The 21,468-nt window shown below is 57.6% G+C and carries 20 protein-coding genes and 1 pseudogene; 3 read left to right on the top strand and 18 right to left on the bottom strand.

What is annotated here, in order from left to right; all coding sequences use genetic code 11:
- Positions 1 to 788: hypothetical protein (locus IPM58_09610; GenBank protein ID MBK9307320.1), on the top strand; the 788-nt coding region annotated here is incomplete at its 5' end.
- An 874-nt stretch (positions 789 to 1,662) separates the two neighbouring features.
- Here the strand turns inward: IPM58_09610 and IPM58_09605 are convergent.
- The 11 genes and pseudogenes from IPM58_09605 to IPM58_09555 all read right to left on the bottom strand — a co-directional run bounded on the left by IPM58_09605 (position 1,663) and on the right by IPM58_09555 (position 11,565).
- The gene (locus IPM58_09605; protein ID MBK9307319.1) at positions 1,663 to 1,980 is read right to left on the bottom strand and encodes a hypothetical protein; all 318 of its coding nucleotides are present in this window, start codon (positions 1,978 to 1,980) and stop codon (positions 1,663 to 1,665) included.
- Between the two features lie 1,185 nt (positions 1,981 to 3,165).
- Positions 3,166 to 3,348, bottom strand: a complete 183-nt coding sequence (locus IPM58_09600; GenBank protein MBK9307318.1) for a hypothetical protein — start codon at positions 3,346 to 3,348, stop codon at positions 3,166 to 3,168.
- Positions 3,338 to 3,712: a hypothetical protein gene (locus IPM58_09595; GenBank protein ID MBK9307317.1), complete on the bottom strand. Its 375-nt coding sequence runs from the start codon at positions 3,710 to 3,712 to the stop codon at positions 3,338 to 3,340. Before IPM58_09595 ends, IPM58_09600 begins: the two co-directional genes overlap by 11 nt.
- 122 nt (positions 3,713 to 3,834) lie before the next feature.
- Positions 3,835 to 4,284, bottom strand: a pseudogene (locus tag IPM58_09590) (D-tyrosyl-tRNA(Tyr) deacylase).
- Positions 4,285 to 4,293: 9 nt separating this feature from the next.
- The gene (locus IPM58_09585; protein MBK9307316.1) at positions 4,294 to 4,812 is read right to left on the bottom strand and encodes a methylated-DNA--[protein]-cysteine S-methyltransferase; all 519 of its coding nucleotides are present in this window, start codon (positions 4,810 to 4,812) and stop codon (positions 4,294 to 4,296) included.
- A gap of 13 nt (positions 4,813 to 4,825) precedes the next feature.
- Positions 4,826 to 6,439, bottom strand: coding sequence for a murein biosynthesis integral membrane protein MurJ (gene murJ / locus IPM58_09580; protein MBK9307315.1), 1,614 nt, complete (start codon positions 6,437 to 6,439; stop codon positions 4,826 to 4,828).
- A gap of 226 nt (positions 6,440 to 6,665) precedes the next feature.
- Positions 6,666 to 7,976, bottom strand: a complete 1,311-nt coding sequence (locus tag IPM58_09575; protein ID MBK9307314.1) for a hypothetical protein — start codon at positions 7,974 to 7,976, stop codon at positions 6,666 to 6,668.
- Between the two features lie 804 nt (positions 7,977 to 8,780).
- On the bottom strand, positions 8,781 to 9,284 hold the full coding sequence (locus IPM58_09570; protein MBK9307313.1) for a polymer-forming cytoskeletal protein: 504 nt from the start codon (positions 9,282 to 9,284) through the stop codon (positions 8,781 to 8,783).
- A gap of 120 nt (positions 9,285 to 9,404) precedes the next feature.
- The gene (locus IPM58_09565; GenBank protein MBK9307312.1) at positions 9,405 to 10,067 is read right to left on the bottom strand and encodes a TPM domain-containing protein; all 663 of its coding nucleotides are present in this window, start codon (positions 10,065 to 10,067) and stop codon (positions 9,405 to 9,407) included.
- Complete coding sequence (locus IPM58_09560) at positions 10,054 to 10,896, bottom strand: TPM domain-containing protein (protein ID MBK9307311.1); 843 nt, start codon at positions 10,894 to 10,896, stop codon at positions 10,054 to 10,056. Before IPM58_09560 ends, IPM58_09565 begins: the two co-directional genes overlap by 14 nt.
- Positions 10,897 to 10,962: 66 nt before the next feature.
- Entirely contained in the window at positions 10,963 to 11,565 is a 603-nt protein-coding gene (locus IPM58_09555) for a LemA family protein (GenBank protein ID MBK9307310.1), read from the bottom strand.
- 98 nt (positions 11,566 to 11,663) lie between these two features.
- Between IPM58_09555 and IPM58_09550 the strand changes: the two genes are divergently transcribed.
- Entirely contained in the window at positions 11,664 to 11,969 is a 306-nt protein-coding gene (locus IPM58_09550; GenBank protein ID MBK9307309.1) for a hypothetical protein, read from the top strand.
- Positions 11,970 to 11,984: 15 nt separating this feature from the next.
- On the opposite strand, the gene IPM58_09545 is transcribed toward IPM58_09550, so the two are convergent.
- The 7 genes from IPM58_09545 to IPM58_09515 all read right to left on the bottom strand — a co-directional run bounded on the left by IPM58_09545 (position 11,985) and on the right by IPM58_09515 (position 19,890).
- A complete protein-coding gene (locus IPM58_09545) occupies positions 11,985 to 12,506 on the bottom strand; it encodes a PilZ domain-containing protein (protein ID MBK9307308.1) in 522 nt (173 codons plus the stop codon).
- Positions 12,507 to 12,673: 167 nt separating this feature from the next.
- Positions 12,674 to 13,462 carry a succinate dehydrogenase/fumarate reductase iron-sulfur subunit gene (locus tag IPM58_09540; GenBank protein MBK9307307.1) on the bottom strand — a complete coding sequence of 263 codons (789 nt, stop codon included), beginning with the start codon at positions 13,460 to 13,462 and terminating at the stop codon, positions 12,674 to 12,676.
- 49 nt (positions 13,463 to 13,511) lie between these two features.
- Positions 13,512 to 15,425 carry a fumarate reductase/succinate dehydrogenase flavoprotein subunit gene (locus tag IPM58_09535; protein ID MBK9307306.1) on the bottom strand — a complete coding sequence of 638 codons (1,914 nt, stop codon included), beginning with the start codon at positions 15,423 to 15,425 and terminating at the stop codon, positions 13,512 to 13,514.
- Complete coding sequence (locus tag IPM58_09530) at positions 15,425 to 16,102, bottom strand: succinate dehydrogenase cytochrome b subunit (protein MBK9307305.1); 678 nt, start codon at positions 16,100 to 16,102, stop codon at positions 15,425 to 15,427. The genes IPM58_09535 and IPM58_09530 overlap by 1 nt, the downstream gene beginning before the upstream one ends.
- A gap of 134 nt (positions 16,103 to 16,236) precedes the next feature.
- Positions 16,237 to 17,487 (bottom strand): diguanylate cyclase, encoded by a 1,251-nt coding sequence (locus tag IPM58_09525; protein ID MBK9307304.1) that lies wholly within the window; start codon positions 17,485 to 17,487, stop codon positions 16,237 to 16,239.
- Between the two features lie 43 nt (positions 17,488 to 17,530).
- The gene (locus IPM58_09520; protein ID MBK9307303.1) at positions 17,531 to 19,402 is read right to left on the bottom strand and encodes a response regulator; all 1,872 of its coding nucleotides are present in this window, start codon (positions 19,400 to 19,402) and stop codon (positions 17,531 to 17,533) included.
- A 41-nt stretch (positions 19,403 to 19,443) separates the two neighbouring features.
- Positions 19,444 to 19,890, bottom strand: coding sequence for a hypothetical protein (locus tag IPM58_09515; GenBank protein MBK9307302.1), 447 nt, complete (start codon positions 19,888 to 19,890; stop codon positions 19,444 to 19,446).
- A 578-nt stretch (positions 19,891 to 20,468) separates the two neighbouring features.
- On the opposite strand from IPM58_09515, the gene IPM58_09510 reads away from it, so the two are divergent.
- Entirely contained in the window at positions 20,469 to 21,401 is a 933-nt protein-coding gene (locus tag IPM58_09510; GenBank protein ID MBK9307301.1) for a UDP-3-O-acyl-N-acetylglucosamine deacetylase, read from the top strand.
- The last annotated feature ends 67 nt before the right edge of the window (positions 21,402 to 21,468 follow it).

The raw sequence follows: 21,468 nt of genomic DNA, 5'->3' as shown, positions 1-21,468 counted from the left end.
GGAGCGGCTCGGCTTCGACGAGGCCAAGATCGACGGGCCTGGGCAACGTCCTGGGACGAGTCGGCAGCGGCCTGCCCGTCGTCGCGCTCGACGGCCACATGGACACCGTCGGCGTCGGCGACCACTCCAACTGGACCTGCGACCTTCCAGGGCGAGGTGCGGGCGGTGTCGCCCACGGCCGCGGGTGTGCCGGCGACCAGGAGGGGGCTTGGCGGCGGCGGGTCCACCGCGGGGCGCATCCCCAAGCATCTCGGCTTCGACGGCGACCTGCGCCGGGTCACCGCCACCGTCATGGAGGAGGACTGCGACGGCCTGTGTGCTGGAAGTACCTCCTCGAGGGAAGGCGGCCTGCGCCTGACCTCGTGGTGAACACCAGGCACCGACCAACCTCGGCGTCTACCGCGGCCAGCGCGGCCGCATGGAGATGGACGTCGCCTACCAGCGGCCTTCCGCGCACGGACTCGATGCCCGAGCGCGGCGTCCAGCGCGGTCTACAGCATCGCACACGTGCCTGGAGTCGAAAGCCTGAACCAGTATCTGGCCAGCGGCCTGATCGTTCTCGGCAAGGGCAACGTCACCATCTCCGAGATCCGTGCCGACGTCCCGTCGCTCTGCGCGGTCGCCGATTGCGGCACCCTCCACCTCGACCGGCGGCTCACCGTCAGGGGAGACCACGACGCGTCGGCCGTCGCCGAGAGATCGAGGCGCCCTGGTGCGCGGGCACCGGCGCCAAGGTCACGGGTGCTCGCCTACGCGGGTCGCGGCCTGCACCGGCCTGCGTTACCTGATGGAGAAGTACTTCCCGACCTGGGTGCTCCAGGCGACCGTCCGGCGGTCGCCTCCGCGGGACGTCGCCACCGATGCGCTTCGGCGCCGCACCCGTGTTCGCGGTGGACCTTCTCGACCAACGGCATCGCCATCGGCGGGCTGCCGGCGTCCCGACGTCGGCTTCGGCCCGCGCGACGAGATCTGGGCCCACACCCCGACGACCAGGTGCCCATCGCCCACTCGAGCCCGCCTCGGCCGTCTACGCCCTCTCCGGGCGCTTCCCGCCGCGCAAAGGGCCGACGGCGACCGCATGAGCCATTGGCGGACCTGCCGTCGACCGGTTCGCGTCGCGCCCGGCTCTCCACGGACGCGACTTCCTGCTCACCTGGCGGACGGTCGCGACGACTGCTCCGCCCGCGCTCGCCGTCGCCGGGGCCCTGCGGAGATCCACCGCGTCGGCCTCGCCGCGCTTCTTCGACAGCGGCCTCGCCGTGTCGCAGTTCCGCGACAAGTCGACCCGCACCTGGCCTATCTCGTTCGCGTCGGCCGCAACCTGCTCGGCCTCGAACGGAAGACCTCGACGGGGTCGAGTCGCAGATCGCCCACGGCGACCGCGCACGAGACCTCGGTCATGATCGCGTTCCCTCTGCGACGTGCTCTGCATCCGGGACGACATGTACCTCGGCGCAGGCCACGCCCTCATCGCGCGAGGTCGCGGCATCGCCCTCGACAGCCACCTCGCCGCCGCGTTCTGCCCAGCGGCCGCCGGTGGTCAACCTCCAGTGCGACCTCGACCACCCGACCCGGTCGCTGGCCGACCTCTCGCACCTGGTGCGGATCTTCGGCAGCCCGCGCCCCGCCGGCAAGCGGCTGGCGATGACCTGGCGCACTTTCCTACGGCAAGCTGCTCTCGGTGCCGCAGGGCGTCGTCGCCTTGATGACCCGCTTCGGCATGGAGGTCGCGGTCGTCCACCTCGCAGGCCATGAGCTGGTCGGGAGAGGCTGCCGGGGCGGCGTTGCCGCTTCGCCGCCGAGAGCGGCGGTTCCTTCACGGTCACCCACTCGATGGAGGAGGCCTTCGGCGCTGACGTGGTTCACCTGCCGGAGCTGGGCGCCGATGGCGCAGGGATGTGCGCGAGCGCCCGAAGCTGCTCCGCGCCGGCGACCGGGCGGCGCTCGCCGAGCTCGAGCGCGAGGCGCGCCCGCCAACAACGCGCGCCACGTCTCCTGGGAGTGGGACGAGAAGAAGATGGTGCCTTCACCCGCGGCGGCTCGGCGCACTACCCGCACTGCCTCCCCGCCGACGTCAGCGACGTCTCCCGCTCCGCGGGCGAGGTCAGCAAGGCGGTTCCTCGAGGGCGCGCGGCTCGACACTCATCGCGAGGCGAGCCACAAGCCGTTCGTCATCGCCGCGATGGATCTCGCCACCCGCTTCGCCGACTCCGGCCGGCGTTCTCGCCGGAGTCGTCGAGCGCGCTGCGCCGCGGCGCCGGAACTGGACGCGCCGGCTCAGGCCTCGCCGCCGAGCGCCTTGTGGTGAGCTGGATCTGGCTGGCCTGCCCGTCAGGCGGAGCTCGACGCTCGACTGCCGCGCCCGGTAGAGCGCCTGCTGCGCGACGAGGACGCCGAGGTAGTCGTCGATGCTGGCGCGAAGCGGAGCTCTGAGAGCCGCAGCGTCTCCCGGAGAGCGCCGCCACCAGGGCACTTCTGCGCCCCGCGCTGCGCGGCGAGCGTGCCTCGAGCGCCAGGGCGTCGGCGACCTCGGCGAACCCGGACCGGATCGCCTCTTGCGGGCGGCCACGGCCATCTCGCGCTCGATCTTGGTCGCTTCTTCAATCAAGGCGCGGGGCCAGCGTCGCGAAGACCGGCATTCCGACGAGCGGCGCGAAGGTCCAGCTCAGGGTGCCTGAGGCGAACAGGCTCTCGACAGCTTTCGGGCGACAGTGTGCCGAGCGCCGCGGTGAGCGAGATGCGCGGGAAGAAGGCGGCGGAAAAGCGCGGCGCTGATGTTGGCGTTGGCGGCGCAGCAGCCGGTGCCCGCCGCCAGGATGTCGGGGCGGCCGCTGAGCAGGGACCTCCGAGGGAAGGCCGGCGGCGATCTCGGCGCTGCGGCGAGCGCCCCGATGCCCTCCGGTTCGAGCCTGGCGCGAGCGGCCGCCGAGCAGCAGCTCGAGGGCGTGGCGGTCGACGGCGAGCAGGCCCGCGATCTGCGCGCGGTTCACCCGCGCCGCCCCGACCTGGCCTCGGCCTGGCGCAGCTCTCGAGGTCCGACCCGATGCCGGAGTCGCGGATCGACCGGATCAGGTCGAGCGAGGCGCGCTGCAGCCTCGCCTGTCGCCCCGGCCAGGCGCAGACTCCGGGCGTCGGCGGCGAGCCGCAGGTAGCTCGACGCGGTCGTCAAGCCACCAAGGCCGAGCGCGCCGCCTGGGCTCCCCCTCGGTGGTGGCGAGGTACTGCCTGAACGCGCTCGCCGAGAGGCTGCGCAACCGCCCGAAGAGGTCGATCTCCCCAGGCGAGAATCCGAAGTCGACTCGCGTAATGCTCGGCGATCTCGGCCTCCCCGAGTCGGTCATCTTCCATACCCGGGCGCGCGTCCTGCTCGCCTGCAGGCCGAAGCTGGCGAGAGATCGGCGCGCTGGATGCGATAGAGCGCGGACACCTGCCTGACGTTGAGCGTCGCGAGGCGCAGATCGCGGTTGCCGGCGAGCGCCTGCTCGACCACCGCGCGCATCCGCTCGTCGCAGATCCACGACCGTATCAACTGGTGATTCTGCTGGCTTCTAATCTTATAGAGCTGATCCGTATGGGTAAATTCCACCAGCAGATTGGAGACATAGGAGGCGACCTTGGCGTCAGGCCAACCGAGATGTTCCGTAAAACTTTTCTCGGTCAACGCGCCGAAGAGTTGCCGGAGTGGATGACGTGGAGGAACTGGAGTACCCATCGCCACTCCTGCGAGTCCGATCTGATCTGCGGTCAGTATACCAGATCTCGACCTCGAACCAGTTCTCATCCTTGTGGATCGTATGAACGTATCGGAGACGCGCGGCTCAACCTTGAGTCGATCTAACGTCCCGGCCGACTGTCTACCATAAAGGTGACCGGGCCGTCGTTCACTACGCCGACCTGCATATGGGCCGCAAAGACTCCCATGTCGACTTTTATCCCACCTTCACGCAGCCTCTGCGCAACCTGGTCATACAACTGCTTGGCCTGATCCGGCGCGGCAGCTTCGTCGAAACTCGGGCGACGCCCATTCGCAGTGCTACCCAGCAGCGTGAACTGTGAGACCAGCAACACAGAACCACCTACGTCCGTCAGGGATCGATTCATCTTGCCGTGATCATCCGAGAAAATGCGGAGGTTTCTGATCTTGTCGACCACGAATCGTGCGTCCAATTACTGATCACCTTTCGCGACACCCAACAGAACCATTAAACCACCTTGAATCCGTCCAACAGCGGTGCCATCGACCGTCACCGACGCCGTCGTTACACGCTGCAGGAGTGCCTTCATCGTTTCGGATCACCCTCGTAACAGCTGAGTCAATGTTCCTTCAAGAGATAACAACTTCCGTTTCATGGGAAGCCCTCCGGAAAATCCACCAAGCGAGGCATCGTGTGCGACGATCCGATGACAAGGAATCATGATCGGTAACGGGTTCGCCCCGACCGCGTTCCCCACCGCACGGGCATAGTGCGGTCCACCCACTCGCGCGGCAATCCATTGATACGATCGAAGCTTGCCGTAGGGCACACGTTGCAAGGTCCGCCACACCTGACGTTGAAACATCGTACCGTAGGAGAGATCGAGTGGTACATCAAACGTGTCACGTTTCCCAGCAAGATAGTCGAGTAGCTGCCAACGGGCAGCTTCCAGTTGTGGAGACACTCCTTGTTCCCATGCCCCAGAGAACTGTGCCCTGAGGTCAGACTCGGCGGCTCGCTTTGACCGTTTAGGCAATACGATGGCCTGAATCCCCTTGGGAGATTCAGCAAGCCCCATCCACCCCCAAGATGATTGAAAGATCATCGCGCGCTGCATGCTTCGCTCCTCGTTATTTCGCCAATCTGCCGAGCTTTCTCTGCACCATGCTCCATACGACACCAAGTTCCTCCGATCGAAACCAGGCATGCACTCCAAGATACCCGATAACACTGAATCCAATCCCGACCACAAGCATCGCAGATTTCGCGATCCATTCGGCTGGATGACTCCATATCTGTGCATCCGCCACCCACCAACAGGCTACTACGATCGGGAGACAGCCCACCAGTACCCGTCCAGCTGAGTTGACGACCGATTTCCACTCCACGCCACCCAGTCGCCGATTTAAAATAACCACGAGAATTCCGCCGTTGATCATCGCGGCCAGAGCTGTGGCGAGGGCCAGTCCTCCCGCCCCAAGATGTGTCATCAGGACCACTGACAGCACAATATTCGCCACCACGGCAATCGCCGCCGAGATTGCCGGTGTGGTCGTATCTTTCATGGAATAGAAGGCCGACACAATGATACGCACCCCGGCGAACGCCCAGAGGCCCACGGCATAGCACAGAACGGCAAAGGCCGTTTCAGCCGTGTCATGCGCTGTAAACGTCCCATGCTCGAAGAAGAGGTGCACGATCGGCGTTCGTAACAGGATCAACCCCACCATCGCTGGGAGGATGATGAAAAAAATCATCCGCAAACCAAACCCAAGGGTCGCACGCAGTTCATCCAGGGCGCCGCGTGCCGCTTGCGCCGACAGAGTCGGCAGGATCGCTGTCGCCAGGGCCACGCCGAAAATTCCGAGAGGAAACTGGATCAGCCGCATGCCATAAAATAAGTAGGTTGGGCCGCCGGCAAAAAACGACCCCAGAATCGTACTGACAGTGATATTAATTTGGGTTACCGACAAGCCGAGTAGCGATGGAATCATCAGCCGGCCGACCTTCCGCACACCTGGATGACCAGGATTGAACTTGAACCCGAATAGCATCCGGCGAGTCTTGAGCCCCGGCAACTGCATCGCAAACTGGGCCGCCCCACCGGCGACGACACCAATGGCCACCCCAAGGATGGGTTCAGGCATAGTTGGCGCGAGAAACATCGCACATCCGATGATGAAGATATTGAAAAAAACCGGAGAAAACGCCGGGGCCGCAAAGGCTCGCAGAGAATTCAAGATCCCCATCGCCAAGGCAGCGAGACTAATGAAAATGAGGTAGGGGAACATGACTCGCGTCAGGACGACGGTCAAGGTCATTTTCTCCGGATCATCGTGAAACCCCCACCCAATGAGCCACGCAATCCAGGGAGCCCCAAGAACCCCGATCAGGGTGACGCCGGTCACAATCGTCAGCAGCGTCGTAAAGGCCGCACTCGCCAGCTCCCAGGCATCCTGTTTCGACTTGATCGTGTGATATTCGGTAAAGACGGGAATGAAGGCAGCGGACATCGACCCCTCGGCAAAGAGTTCGCGGAGCAGGTTTGGAATGCGATAGGCGACAAAAAAGGCGTCCGCAGCCGGAGTGGCACCGAAAAGCCCGGCAAGGACCATGTCACGAATGAACCCAAGGATACGGCTAGAAAACGTGGCAACGCCGATCATCCCAGCCGCTTTGACGACTGATTGATTCTCATCCTGGAGCTTAGGTGGAGCACCGGACGTCACGGTGGGTTCTGACATGGGCCGGATTCTAGCGGAACGACAGCGAGCCGTCTATCCACTAGCAAATACATTATATCGGATGAGCTCCCAGACTCTCCAAAAACACTTCTCATACACTCATTGACGCTTTACCCTAGTCTATTGAACAGGGTTGGTATCTACGATGGGGCACGCCTGTATGCGCACCACAAGCAGACCATGTAAAATTGGAATCCTGTTCCAGAATCCTCTACCAGTCACCCCATCATCTTTTTATGACCCGAACGGAAAAGTTTGAGGGAGCGACAGAGGGAGTCTTCCGAGAGAATCCTTGTATCAATGGGTGAGGATAGGCATAGGGAGCATACCCAGGTTTAGACAGGTAGAGAAAGTCTCGCCCCTCTCGCACCACTGATGGAGCACGAGATATTGCTTTGACCACCTCTGTATTGATTTGATTGTTCCAGATATAGATCGGATCAGCTTGGTGCCTTGGCCAACCAACCGGCTCTGCAGAAGCGCCTGAAAGTAAGACTCCTACGCCCACCCCAGGTTGATCGATACATCGTGTTGCGTTCAAATCCCATACAGTTGGGCATTTCCCCCATGGGTGATAGCTGCCAGTATTGCGGTGATATCGAAGCTCAACGATGTTTGGAACGCTCCCGTTCGTGATCGTAGCGCTATTGTTGAAAACAACCCCGGTTCCACCACGGATCGTAATGAGCGCAGGATACGCGTTTCTCAGGATATGTGGGGTCGCGGGACTGTACATATCCCACACCCACGTATTGTTGTAGTATTCAAACTGCCGTGCGCTCCGCCATCGGCCACTAGTTTCAGTCCCGTGATTCCCCACCTTCACAGCGTTGAATTGATTGTACCGCACCACAATACGATGCCCAGACCACCCATCGATGGCCGGGTAGAAATACCCCTTTGTTCGATCCTGCGTAAAGGTATTGTTTTCAATAAATACGTTCCGTTCGGTGCCGAGCGATGATTCTGCTGCCCATGATTGATCCCCATATCGTTCGTGATGAACATAAATCGCATATCCGTTCCTCGCTGATAGATCGAAGTGATTGTGATCCACCACTCCCCATAAATCGCCGAGTAGTCGTAAGCCCGGCGTTTGTGTAGGAATAAACTTGTTATTATCGACGCGAAATGAATGCGATGCACCATCCAATACGACGATTCCTTTCACAGCAGAATCAGCGAGTGTTCCTCCTTGGAACGTAAAACCCGTGAGCCGAGCTAGTCCGCCACTTGGAGGCGTCCACCACAGGAGTTGAGGGACATTTGGATAGCGGGCTTTACTGATTCCATCGATGATAACGGTCCTACGGAATCCTTCACCACGGAGCGTGAAATATTTTCCCTCAATTCTTAGGTTTGTTCTCCAGGTGCAGCGACCAGCCGGAACGAGCACGGTGTCGCCGTTACGTGCCAGGTTCACGGCATCACCAACATGGGTCCGTGAACAGCTTGCTGCACGAATAGTGGCCGCAACGGAGGGAACAGTAGTCACTACCAATAAAACTGTTACGACAACCGCCGATAGATACACCATGCCTCCTCCATGCGTTGAAGTACTCCCACAGCTGAACGAACATTCGCACACATTACATAGTGTTCCTAGCCATACAGGCTATATTGAGCCACATTCAATACCTGCTCGAGTCCTCAAGGAACTGTATGAGAAAGGCTGCCGCCGTTCCCCTAACTTAACCTACAATGGTTTTATGTCTTTTGGCGCAGAGGAGCACCCGATCAGCCACTATAGATAGCGCGATAATTTACGTATGTTGCACTATAGCTGTGTGCTCGATACCGTCGACCATCTGAATCTGGATCGGCATCAGATCTCTTCACAAACTTTTTGGCTTTCAACTAGCTATTCATAAGCACGATTCGTACCACAACAATTGTGACGAACCAAATCAGTGCCGTGATTATAGGATCAATCTTAAACCAACACCTTAGGCCTGCGGCAGCAAGCATGGCGCAGCTCGATAGAAGAGGTATAAGTGGAAAACTGTACTACTTTCCATTCAACTGAATTCATCTGTTAGAGAATCCATCGAGGCCTAGTGGAATAACCTTGGTGCATGAAGACCGATTTTGAATCAACTCGCTTCTGTACTTGATACCCTGAAGTGAGCGCCCACCGGTGGAGCACTGGACGTCACGGTGGATTCTGACCTCGACCGGATTCTTGCCGGAGCAACAACAAGGCGTCTATGGAGTAGGAATATTGCGGAAAGGCTACCGGCTGACCACCGAGAAGGGCCACAGACAATGAAGGTTCAAACAGAAAGCCACCAACTCCCGGCGCGTATTGCATCTCGCGCCAGGAGTTTTTCAACAAAGCCGTCTATGCCGCGAGTCTGATCTGAGGGCGATTGGACGCCGTGCCGACATACGGTCCCACTTCACGCAATCCCTCGGCCTTGGCCTGGGGTTTCATCTCCAGGGTACCGTTAAACACGACGCCTTCCTCCATCGACAGCACGGGGGCCGTCAGGCTGCCTTGCACGACAGCCGGAGCACAGAGCACGATCTGGTTCGTTGCGACAATGTCCCCGGTGATACTTCCATGACAGACTACGGTTCCGGCCGTCACCTTGGCCTTCAGCACCGCCTCAGGCCCAACGAGCAGACCGCCATCGGTATTGATTTCACCGTCTAACGCACCATCGATCCGAACGGTTCCGGAATAGGTGATCACACCCTTGAACTCAACATCTTTTCCGACGAAAGCCACCTCATCTGGAAGCGTCGGACCACCCTTCAACGGACTGCGCTTGTTCTCCACCCACCGTTCTCGTTCCCGCTCTCGTTCCTCGTCCGCCCCAACCACCTCGTCCTGCTTCCACATAGTATGACTCCCTTCTTATCTGTATAGGGCCACCCTAGCCGAACAGTCACGCCGAGTCTCTTATCTATCGGTTGGAGCAGGATTTTTATTGAGTGTCTTGGCGGCGTGGAAGGGAAATTCCTACGGCTCGTGGACTAATTCATTCGACAATTCATTGGGATTGTCACCTGGACGACCAGGGCAGACTTCAGCAAGCAGCACGCCACATGCCAGAATACCCTGGCATAACCCTCCGACAATATCGCCTGTTTTCAATCGGTTGACAGCAGCCTCGACGACTGATGACCACCGTTCGACCGGAACTCGTTGAAACAAGGGTTGATCCGCCAACACATAAATCTGGTGTTCTAGCAGCGACACCATGATCAACACGCCGGTCCCCTCACGAGTCTGCCCGACCGTATGTTTGATGAACGCCCGTTCAGCTCGAAGCTGTACTTTGTGTCGCATCCTATGCGTCGATGTGAGCCGGCGGATGACCGAGGCCCGCGTCCCGAACCATGCCCCCACGCCGTAGGCCAGGATGGTCGCCAGGACCAGCCAGGCCGCATTGGAAGCATGCCATGCCCAGGGAAGCCACGCTATTTCAGTGGAGAGCAGGATCGTAAGCGTCGATAACGCGAAGAGCAATCCGGCTCGATGCTGTGCATCCCGATAGAACCCAGATCGGCTCACAATCATAGGAACAATCTCGGCATTGGTACCTTGTTCCGCCACGTGCACGGCGTGGCTGACCTGATCACGCTCCTCAGCCGTGAGTTGCAGTCTCTCACCAGTTTCCACTCGCACCCCCTCCCCCAAAATCGCCTCCTCCACCGCCGAATCCTCCACCGCCTCCGAATGATCCTCCTCCCCACCCACCGCCCCGGCTACTGTACCAAATCCAATCATCCATCCCTCGGGACCGCGTTGTCCTTCCTCCTGCACCCGATACACCGATGGCCAACAGCAGAAGAAAGGTCACACCACTTGCAACAAGCGCCGGTACGAGCCAGGGAGCCAGCACTGTCGAGATCCCTGCCCCGGCCACCGGTCCGACGAATTTATGAACGTTCGTGAAGATGAGTCCAACGACGAGTCCGGCCATGACGGCCGCCACGACCTGCCCCAAAACGTCGTTCTCGAGCTGAGGTGCCGTGCGATCGGAGGCTTGGTAGGTCCCTTCAATGGTCTTCACAATGGCATTGAGCCCCTCCGCCACTCCGCCCGGAATATCACCCGCACGGAAGCGAGGGACAATTTCATTTCTGATGATTTGTGCCGACCGAGCATCGGTCAATACTCCTTCGAGACCATAGCCGACTTCGATTCGAACTTTGCGTTCTTTGATAGCCACCAACAAGAGCACGCCGTTGTCCGTGCCTTTCTGACCGAGTTTCCAGGTCGTGGCCACACGGTGGGAAAATTCTTCGATCGGATCACCTTGAAGCGAAGGAACGATTAGAACGGCCGCTTGGTTGCTCGATTGCGCCTCATGCGCGGCCAGTCGAGCCGTCAAGGACTCCACCGTGGACTTCGGTAGGATGTGGGCAAGATCGACCACCCGCCCAGTCAACTGAGGTACGTCGAGCGCAGCGGCAGGGAGTGTGGATAAGAACGTCGTGCCTGCCAGGTAACAGGCCCATGCCACGCGGCTGGCTCCTCGTCGTGTCAACGTCTCCTCTACCTCACCGTTACGTCAAAACTTCACTTCCGGCGGCTTGGCTACTGCACTCTCATCGGCCACCGTAAAGTTTGGCCGTTCGGCCAAATTCAGCAAGAATTTGGCGGTGAGGTTAGTTGGAAAATATCGGACCATCTTGTTGTACTCCGCGACCTGATCGATATATCGCTTCCGAGCCACCGTAATCCGATTCTCCGTTCCCTCGAGCTGACTTTGAAGATCTCTGAAGTTTTGATCAGCCTTAAGGTTCGGGTAATTTTCGGCGATCGCGATCAATCGCCCCAACGCCGAGGTCAGACCGGCTTGGGCCGTTTGAAAGGCCTCGAACGCCGCAGGATCTTTCAGCACCTCTGGCGTCACTTGAATACCCGTGGCTTTGGCTCGGGCGTTCACGACTCCTTCAAGGGTCTCTTTTTCATGCGCTGCGTACCCTTTGACGGTCGCGACAAGATTGGGGATAAGATCCGCGCGACGCTGGTACTGGTTGATCACCTCACTCCACGCCGCCTTGGTATCCTCGTCTAATCCTTGCAGATCGTTATAGCCGCAACCTGACACCGATACCGCGCTGATCATTCCTAGGGCAATTGCCGCTGTTGTCCACCACCTACGCTCCATCATCCCCTCCTTGAGACAAGCCGGATGCCGTGTCCCTTCATTGAACGATCATGCTACCATGGGCATCATCATTTAAGATATGCTGGTCAAGAGGTGTTATGCCTAGAAGAAAGTTCCACGAGAGAAGCGGCGGGTTTCAAGTTCGCCATCGAACGCTTGGAGTCTATCAAGGCAGCGCGATCGACCTGGCTTTCTGGCACCCATCATCGAACATGCCGGAACATGGCCTATGCCGGTTTGCGACCAGAGAGAGCGCACAGGCGTTGATCGACGTACTCTGTTCTTCGGAGTGTCTCGATCCGATGGCTGAACAAGACTTCACGATCGAGCCGTTCGATATCACCGAACATGATCGCTTGACGACCGACTACCCGCTGCCGTCTGCGTGGGAAACACCGACATAGGCGATGAGACAACAACTAGCCGGCAATCGTCGGTTCGACGGCTTTGGGAAGCGGAGAAGAGATGGATCCTGAGCGTGACTGGATAAATGTCAGCAGCCGCTTGTTCTCTTGAGCCTTACGCAGGAACTTGAATGCAATCCCGCGTGCACTGACCGACCGAACCATCGCGGCGACCTCAATGGGAGGCTCGTTTTGAACGATGATGATCTCCAAATAGAAAATGTCGTCAACATGCACGCGGGTCTCGCTCTTGATCACGCAGCCGCTTAGAGACAGATCCATCACGATACCCTCACCCTTGACCTTTCCGCCCGAAAACGAGAGACAGAGCTTGACGGGGATACGGAGATGTTCGCGACGTTCTCGCGAGTGGGAGCTCCCCATGCCCATACGCCGAGCCAAAAACCGATGAAGGCAGTGTTGACACTCGAACGGCGCCATCCAGATCAGGGCGGCAATAAACTCGCTCGGTGATTGTGGCAGTACACAAATCGCCCCACCCTCTCGGCATTGTGGACAGGCTACCTGGCGGCGCATGCCGTATGATCTCCCTTGCCCCTAGGCGGACACGGCTTCTTCTAGGCACTATAAAGGCCTTTCTCGGACAGTCAAGTTGATTGCCATCTGGAACAATCAGCCCCCATGGCCGCTTCACGCCATGGGGTGGTTGGAAGAGAATGCCCCCACACTATAATACGGGTCCGCTAGACGGACTCCGCATGTGGAGACTCTGAATCACTCGGAAGGGCGGATTCCACGATACCGGCACGAAGATATTCGCGATTGAGGGTAGCAATGAAGCGGACACTTATCCGTTTTGGGCAGACCGCCTCACATTCGTATTGATTGCCGCAGGACCCGAAACCCTCTCGGTCCATGGCCTCGATCATGGCGCCCACACGGCCTGTTCGTTCAGGCTTCCCTTGTGGTAGGAGAGCGAGATGGGAGACCTTCGCCGCAACAAACAGCATCGCTGACGCATTCTTACAGGCTGCGACACAGGCGCCACAACCGATGCATGACGCCGCATCCATGGCAGTCTCCGCTTGATCCTTCCCGATGAGCAACGCGTTCCCATCCACGGCCCCACCAGTGTTGACGGAAATATACCCACCGGCTCGCATGACTCGATCGAGGGCACTGCGATCAACCACCAAGTCTTTGATGATAGGGAAGGCCTTGGCCCGCCATGGCTCGATCGTGATGGTGGCCCCGTCCGGAAATCTTCGCATGTACAGCTGACACGTCGTGATGCCATGGTCCGGACCATGGGGGATGCCGTCGATGACCAGCGAACAACTTCCGCAGATACCCTCGCGACAATCATGTTCGAATGCTACAGGCTCTTCCCCGTTGACCAACAATTTCTGATTCACGCCGTCGAGCATTTCAAGGAACGACATACCGGGATTTACATCGTGCGCCTCATACGTCACAAACCTGCCTCCCTCATTCGCGCCCTTCTGCCGCCAGATTCTTAACGTGAAATTCATGACCTAGTCGGACATCTCCTTTTGCGCCTCACGAAATACGTTTCACGCCCTATTGATAACTTCTCGTCGTCGGCTGCACGAATTCAAAGGCCAGCGGCTCCTTGTGCAAGATAGGACTCGCTCCTTCCCGGTATTCCCATGCCGCAACGTGCGCGAAGCGGGTGTCATCCCGTGTTGGCTCACCGTCTCCCGTCTGATACTCTTCGCGAAAATGAGCCCCGCACGACTCCTGACGATGCCACGCGTCGTGGCAGAGCAGTTCGGCGAACTCCAGGTAGTCCGCCACTCGTCCGGCATACTCCAGCTCCTGGTTGAAGCAGTCCCCTGTTCCCGGAACGACGACGTCACGCCAAAAATCCTCCCGAAGCGTCGGGATCGACGAGAGCGCCAGCTTCAACCCTATTTTAGTCCGAGACATGCCACAATAATTCCACAAGAGGCTGCCGAGCTCTCGGTGAAATGAGGCCGCTGTTCGACGACCTTTCGCAGCCAACAGGCGCGCCATACGATTCAACACACGATGATGCGCCTTGCGGGCTTCTGTGTGATCTTCCGTAACAGGTGGGAGCTTCGCCGTCGCCAGGTAATGACCGATCGTATACGGTAGGATGAAATAGCCATCTCCCAGTCCTTGCATCAGGGAACTGGCTCCCAACCGATTCGCTCCATGGTCCGCGAAGTTGGCTTCCCCGATCACAAACAGTCCGGGAATCGTGCTCATCAGATTGTAATCCACCCAGAGCCCCCCCATCGTGTAATGAGGCGCCGGATAAATCCGCATGGGTGCATGATAGGCATCTTCCCCTGTAATGCGGTGATACATTTCAAAGAGGTTGCCATACCGTTCAGACACGACATCGAGCCCGTGTTGCTCGACCACACCGGCGAAGTCGAGGTACACACCGTGCCCGTTCGGACCGACGCCACGCCCTTCGTCGCACACGGCCTTCACCGCACGTGACGCGATGTCCCTCGGAGCAAGATTCCCGAATCGCGGATACCGACGCTCGAGGAAGTAATCGCGTTCTCCTTCAGAAATCTCACGCGGAGCGCGGGTATCGCCCGGCATTTTCGGCACCCACAAGCGTCCGTCGTTCCGGAGTGACTCGGACATGAGCGTCAACTTCGCCTGATAGGCATCACTCGGAGGAATTGCCGTCGGGTGAATCTGGGTAAAACATGGATTGGCAAAGGCCGCGCCTTGTTTCCAGGCGCGATACGTAGCCGTGACATTACTCCCGCTCGCATTGGTCGAGAGATAGTACACATTGCTGTAGCCTCCCGTCGCAAGCACGACGACATGAGCGGTATGGATACTGATACGTCCGGTGACCAAATCCCGAACCACAATGCCACGAGCCTGGCCGTCGACCACGATCAAGTCGAGCATTTCCGTACGTGGACGCATCGTGACTTGACCACGTTCAATCTGCCAACAGAGTGCGGAATAGGCGCCTAGGAGTAATTGCTGCCCAGTCTGCCCTCGACAGTAAAAGGTACGGGAGACTTGAACGCCACCAAAAGACCGGTTCGCCAGCTGCCCGCCATATTCTCTGGCAAACGGGATGCCGAGCGCGACACACTGATCGATGATTTGCCCACTGATTTGAGCGAGCCGATAGACGTTGGCTTCGCGCGAGCGAAAATCTCCTCCTTTGATCGTGTCATAAAACAATCGCCCCACGCTATCGCCGTCGTCTTGATAGTTTTTCGCCGCATTAATGCCTCCTTGAGCCGCAATACTGTGCGCGCGACGCGGGCTATCCTGGAAACAAAAGCATTCCACTTGATAGCCAAGTTGTCCCAAGGTTGAAGCCGCGCTCGCACCGGCCAACCCGGTCCCGACGACAATAACGGTGAGCTTCCGCTTGTTGTGAGGACTGACTAATTTCTCACTGAACCGATGCCGGTCCCATTTGCTTTCCAATGGCCCGGATGGAATTTTTGAGTCGAGTTTCGTGATCACCGCACGATCCTCAGGAAGACGGCAAGGATAATGGCAACATTGCCGAGCACCACTAAGAGCGCAACGGAAGGACCAGCCGCCTTGAATAGGCGATTCAGCGCCGCATGTTCAAGCCCAAGGGTCTGTATGCTACTGGACACGGCATGGCTCAGGTGAAAGACGAGCCCGATCTGTCCCGCGAAGTAGATCAAAACAATGACGGGGTTTTGAAAGGCATGAATCAGCTTGCCGTAGACATCGCGGTAACCGTCCGCATCGATACGATCGGGGGGCGAAGGCCCGACCACACCTGCCGTCAGATGCAGCAGATGGAAGACAAGAAAGAGCAGCACCACACTGCCAGATACCGCCATCGTTCTCGAGGCGATGGATGCTTGGCGATACCCATGGGTCGCGTACGCGATCGGACGAGCACGACGATTACGCAGGCTGAGACGGATCGCCAGTACGACATGAAGGACCACGATGCTCAACAAGCCAATGCGAGCTGTCCATAGCACGATCGGCATATCGCGGAGAAATGCCGCGTAGCTATTGAGCGCCCGGGGTCCTTCGAATACTTGGAGATTTCCCAACATGTGGAAGATGATATAGCTGACGAGGCCGAGCCCGCTCAGAGCCAACAACACCTTACTACCGACCGAGGATTGGAAATGGCTAAAGAGACGCGTCATCCGTCAGCCATTATACACTTCTCGGATTCAAGAAGAGGATGAGAAGTCCTGCCGTAGCAGCCAGGATCAAACGAGGGGCTGTATTCGATTCCTCTCGGACTCGTCCATTTCAACAGGCGTAGTAGGATGGCGTATCATTCCGCCGGTGAACTTGAGCGTGGAGTAACCCGCCGGACTTGGAGTTCAAGTTGCTCGGAAGGATGAAGCCCTGGGACCAACACGTCCATCGCCATGACACAATTCCGTCCTGCCTCTTTGGCCGCATACAGCGCCTTATCAGCTTGGTCGATCAACTCCAAAGGAGTCCGTGCTCCTAAGGCACTGGTCGATATTCCAATACTCACGGTCAGTGTCAAACCAGACGTCATTCGCACTCTGCTGCCTGCCTCTATGGCGATCCGAATCCGCACCCGTTCCGCCAGGTCAGCGGCCTCGGCCAACGTCGTACGCGCGAACATGAGGCAGAACTCTTCTCCTCCGTACCGCCCAACGGTGTCAGTCAACCGCAACCCTGCCGAGAGACAGCTAGCGACCGCTTGGATGGCTTGATCTCCGATGGCATGTCCGTAGTAATCATTCACGCGTTTAAAACGGTCGATATCGACCATCAGACAACACAGCTCATGGCCCTGTTCGCGGCTCTCGCTGAAAGCGTTCTCGAACGCTGCGTAAAACGCGCGGCGGTTCAAACACCCGGTCAGCGGATCACGAGAGGCCAGTCGCTCCAACTCACTATTTTGTCGTAGGATTTTGGCCTGTGCGGCTTCAAGGTTTGCCACGGTCCGCATCAGCGCACTGTTCATCTCTGCGAGCTGCCTGTTTGCGTGTTGAAGCTCCTCGGTTCGTTCATCGACCTGGTGGCTCAATTCATTGAGCCGTCCAACGGTCTTATTCACCAAATCCCATTTCCGACACAGCGCGGTGGCCTGTTGCAAAACTTCGATGCTGTTAAATGGTTTCTGCAGGATCAATAATTTGTCGGTTCTGCCTATACGATCCCTGATTTCCTCCCAAGGCTGATCCGAGTAGGCTGAACAGACGACCACCTGCAACGTGCTATTGACTTTCCACAGATGTTCGATGGTTTCAAGCCCATCCCATCCCGGAGGCATCCGCATATCGACAAACGCAACGGCATAGGGTCGTCCGACTTTGTCCGCGGCTTCAACCAAGGCCAGTGCCGTGCGCCCTTGATCCGCGCAATCGACCTCAAAGGGTTCATGAGGATCGATCGAGGGAGCCTCCCCAAAGAGCGCCACACGCGCTTCAGCCAAATCCTTTGACTCACTTTCAGGGTTGAAAATTCTCCGGAAGTCATTGTGGACCGACAGATTGTCGTCCACGACCAGGATTCGATGTTTATGATGGCTGTTAGAAATATGCATCGCTATCACAGCTTCAACTTGGTTCTATAAACGGTTATGTTCGCTAGGCGGCCTGCGATTTGATGGTTGGCAGCCACTGGGCAAGCGTACTTCGAATCTCTTTCAACCCTGCCGGTTTCGCCAGAAAACCATCCATACCGCCTGCAAGGCAGGCATCTTGATGACTACTGAGCGCATAGCCGGACAGGGCGATAATCGGGACTCGTGTACCGTCTGCGCGTCGAATCCCCCGTCGGCGAATTTCCGCAGTGGCGGCGAGTCCGTCCATCTCCGGCATTTCACAATCCATCAAAATCAGGTCGTATCGGAACCCTTCCAGTGCATTGATCGCCTCTCTACCAGTCCTAACCACGTCGACTGATTCCCCGCAGAGCTCCAGCATGCCACGGAAGACCTCTTGATTCGTCGAATTGTCTTCGGCCAAGAGAATACGCGCATTCGACCGTGGCTTCGTGGGAGTCCTGCTAGTCCCCCTACTGATGAATACGTCAAGGTTCGTGCACGAATCCACCTGCTTCTTCTCTCCCCCAATACCTTCGCTCGCCCGCTGTTTCTCAAGACAGACGGTAAACCAAAATGTGGAACCCCGTCCCGGGGAACTGGTCAAGCCGATGTCTCCCCCCATTAATGCGACAAGCCGTTTGACGATCGCGAGCCCCAACCCTGTTCCCCCAAATCGCCTCGTCATCGATCCATCCGCCTGGGCAAAGGGATCAAAGATCTTCTGCTGCGCATCGAGCGGGATGCCGATCCCGGTATCGCACACCGTCACTTTGAATAAGGCGTTGTCACGGCTATTCTGAATCTGCTCGATGTGAATCAAGATGCTACCTTGTTCCGTGAACTTTACGGCATTCCCCACCAAATTGGTCAGAATCTGCCGGAATCGTGCGGCATCCCCTCGCCACACGGTGGGCAGCTCGGGGGCGATCTGACATTCTAAACTCAGCCCTTTTTTCTGCGCCGGCGCGAAGAACCCATTAATAACAGCATACACAGTTGCCACCAAGTCGAACCCCGCGATGTGGAGATCCATCTGCCCGGCTTCAATCTTGGACAAGTCGAGGATGTCGTTGACGATCTGAACCAGCTGCTCGCCGGAATTATCGATGGTTTCAGCAAAATGACGTTGTTGGTCCGTCAAGGAAGTTGAGAGCAGCAGCTCATTCATACCGAGCATGCCGTTCATCGGCGTCCGGATCTCGTGGCTCATACGGGCCAAGAACTGCGATTTGGCCTGGTTGGCATCATCTGCCTCTGCCTTGGCTTCTTTCAGTGCCTCCACCGTTCGCTGTAACTCTTCGTTACGCCGTTGAAGCTCCGCGGTCCGCTCGGCCACCTGCTGCTCAAGGAGTTGGTTCGTGGCCTGGAGTTCTCGATTTCGAGTATTGACCTGTGCCACGAGGTCTTTGATATGCAGGCGGGTGTCACGCCCTAATTCCCATTTCCGTGTGAGCGATGCGGCAATCTGCTGCACCTCAATTGCGTCAAACGGTTTTCGCAGGATGAGGAACCGGTCGCTGGCTCCCAAACGTGCCGCAATCTCTGCCCACGAATGATCCGCATAGGCCGTACAGATCACCACTTGCAGCCGTCCGTCGGCTTCCCAGAGGCGTTCCACCGTTTCTAAGCCATCCCACCCGGGCGGCATCCGCATATCCACAAACGCCACCGCATACGGACGTCCCTCCCGGCGCGCCATCTGGACCAGGGCCAATGCCGCTTGCCCTTGATCGGCATAATCTAGTTCGAATCGCTCAAGGGCTTGCACGAGAGGCTCCCCGAAGAGGGCTGCTCGTACGTTATGAAAGTCTTCATTTGCGCGCTGTATTTCGAGGATTTTACGAAAATCCTCCTGAATCGACGGATTGTCGTCGACTACCAAGACTCGAAGGTTTTTACTTCCCGAACTCATGGTCATTCATCCTATTTAGTTCGCGACGAAGCTCATTGTTACTATTGAGGTCCTCGAACTACGTTCCAACTCAACGACAGATCGGCTGAAAATATGTTCCGTTCGGCAGAGGTAAAGGGTTCGAGCACCTGCCGCCCAGTAAGCAACGACTGGGCAACACCGCCGGGGAAGTTGTTCCGACCATCAAATCCGGCGTTCGCGGCCAGACGGGGCAGCATGGCGTAGTGGGAGAGATCAAGCTGCGTCTGCGCCAGCATCTTGTGCATCAGCTCGACGCGGGCGTCGAGGTTGTATTTTAACGCTCGCGCCATGGCCTCGTAGAGATCTACTGGGCCATTGAGCGGCTCTTGCTCTTTCGTCAAAACGGCCCGATCCTCGTTCACCCGCACCTGGACCTCGCCTTCCGTCAACGGGATCGGCTTGATGGCGCACCCGTTCCCACTGACGACGGCCATGACCATCAGGACCAGCGGGAAAATCCGGCTCACGCGACATATCCCCCCGGTTGAAGCATTGCCCTTTATCGCCACGCGCGTGATCCTTCCTCTCATGGAAGAAATATCGTCCCTGGTTTCGGACAGGGCTTTCCCGTTACAATGGTCTAGCGCCTACCTGATAGTGCGTACCGTAGAGACAAGGGTACGCAACTCTTCCCGTTTGTCATCATTTTTTCATTTTTGCTGCTGTCTTCTATCAATGAGGTCACCGACCGGATTCGTGGCTGATCGACTGGCCAAGCAGAGGCGATGAGAGAATATTACGACTTCTCTTGAGGCTTATTCAGAGGATCAAGCAGGTGTGAGGAGTCTTGCTTATTGGTCAGGCACCTTGACGGGAAATATCGATACGCTTGCATTAGTTCGCATAACTTATTAAATCATCAACATATTAGCGTATCTGCTCTAATAGCAGGATTTCCGAAATACACACTTGTGTCTTTTATGATACAGCATGAATTCTGACATATTCATATATTTTTCTATATTAACAATATTTTACGACACATTAACTTTGGCATAAGCATTGCTTATGTTGCTAGCAGGCTGATTATCACGATGGAGGACCTGTGCGCAATCAACAAACTTTAGCATCGACCATCACATGTTCCGGCGTTGGACTTCACTCTGGGCAATCCGCATCCATTACACTACGCCCGGCTCCGCCTGATACGGGAGTGGTGTTTGTCAGTCGACAGGGTGATACCGATGCATATCTTCCCGTCTCCATCGAACATCGGATTCCCACTGAACTGTGCACCGCCATCAGTGGCGGAGGCTTCCAGGTCCAAACCATCGAGCATTTGCTGTCGGCGCTGGCAGGACTCCACGTGGACAACGTTTTCATTGATGTCACGGCCAGTGAAGTCCCGGTTATGGATGGAAGTGCGGCACCGTTTGTCCGCCTGATTCAAGCCGCGGGAATCGTTCCGCAAGATCGGAAACAACCGTTTCTCAAGATTATGTCTCCCCTTGAAGTGACCGAAGGATCAAAGCGGGTAAGGATCGAACCATCCCCAACCCCACGCATTACCTATTCAATTCACTATGAACATCCTCTGATCAAGACTCAGACGTACGAGCATGACTGCTCTGTTGGTGCATTTGAGCGCGAGATCGCCGAAGCGAGAACCTTCGGGTTTCTCCAGGAAGTTCAGGCCTTGTGGGCTCGTGGACTTGGGAAAGGCGGAACACTCGATAACACTGTCGTCCTGTCTGGAGACGGCATCGTGAATGACTCCGGTCTCCGATTTAACAACGAGTTTGTCCGTCACAAAATCCTTGATCTGATCGGTGACTTCTCTCTCCTTGGGATGTCCTTTATCGGCCATATCATCGCAGACCGCTCGGGACATGCACTCCATACACGTCTCGTCCAACAAATCCTCAAGCAGCCTGAGAAGTGGGTGCTGTTAAATGCCGACCCAATAGTCGAGGGAACACGTTTGATTTCGCACCGATCTCGTTTCCAGCCAGCTGTGGCACTTCAGGCTGCTTCCTAATTCACAGTCGCTTCCTTTCCTGAAATCAGGTAGGGGGCGCTACGCGTTTACTAGCGTAGCCCTCTAT

The organism is Nitrospira sp. (genome assembly GCA_016715825.1).
Classification (GTDB): Bacteria; Nitrospirota; Nitrospiria; order Nitrospirales; family Nitrospiraceae; genus Nitrospira_D.
This window is presented reverse-complemented; position numbering and strand designations above follow the sequence as displayed.

Bases quoted from the DNA above. Each gene is read 5' to 3' on its own strand.
- IPM58_09550 (MBK9307309.1), top strand. From the start codon at position 11,664: ATGCCTAGAAGAAAGTTCCACGAGAGAAGCGGCGGGTTTCAAGTTCGC.
- IPM58_09520 (MBK9307303.1), bottom strand. From the start codon at position 19,402: ATGAGTTCGGGAAGTAAAAACCTTCGAGTCTTGGTAGTCGACGACAAT.
- IPM58_09545 (MBK9307308.1), bottom strand. From the start codon at position 12,506: ATGCGCCGCCAGGTAGCCTGTCCACAATGCCGAGAGGGTGGGGCGATT.
- IPM58_09530 (MBK9307305.1), bottom strand. From the start codon at position 16,102: ATGACGCGTCTCTTTAGCCATTTCCAATCCTCGGTCGGTAGTAAGGTG.
- IPM58_09540 (MBK9307307.1), bottom strand. From the start codon at position 13,462: ATGAATTTCACGTTAAGAATCTGGCGGCAGAAGGGCGCGAATGAGGGA.
- IPM58_09595 (MBK9307317.1), bottom strand. From the start codon at position 3,712: ATGGGTACTCCAGTTCCTCCACGTCATCCACTCCGGCAACTCTTCGGC.
- IPM58_09555 (MBK9307310.1), bottom strand. From the start codon at position 11,565: ATGGAGCGTAGGTGGTGGACAACAGCGGCAATTGCCCTAGGAATGATC.
- IPM58_09525 (MBK9307304.1), bottom strand. From the start codon at position 17,487: ATGCATATTTCTAACAGCCATCATAAACATCGAATCCTGGTCGTGGAC.
- IPM58_09575 (MBK9307314.1), bottom strand. From the start codon at position 7,976: ATGGTGTATCTATCGGCGGTTGTCGTAACAGTTTTATTGGTAGTGACT.
- IPM58_09600 (MBK9307318.1), bottom strand. From the start codon at position 3,348: ATGGAAGATGACCGACTCGGGGAGGCCGAGATCGCCGAGCATTACGCG.
- murJ (MBK9307315.1), bottom strand. From the start codon at position 6,439: ATGTCAGAACCCACCGTGACGTCCGGTGCTCCACCTAAGCTCCAGGAT.
- IPM58_09585 (MBK9307316.1), bottom strand. From the start codon at position 4,812: ATGCAGCGCGCGATGATCTTTCAATCATCTTGGGGGTGGATGGGGCTT.
- IPM58_09570 (MBK9307313.1), bottom strand. From the start codon at position 9,284: ATGTGGAAGCAGGACGAGGTGGTTGGGGCGGACGAGGAACGAGAGCGG.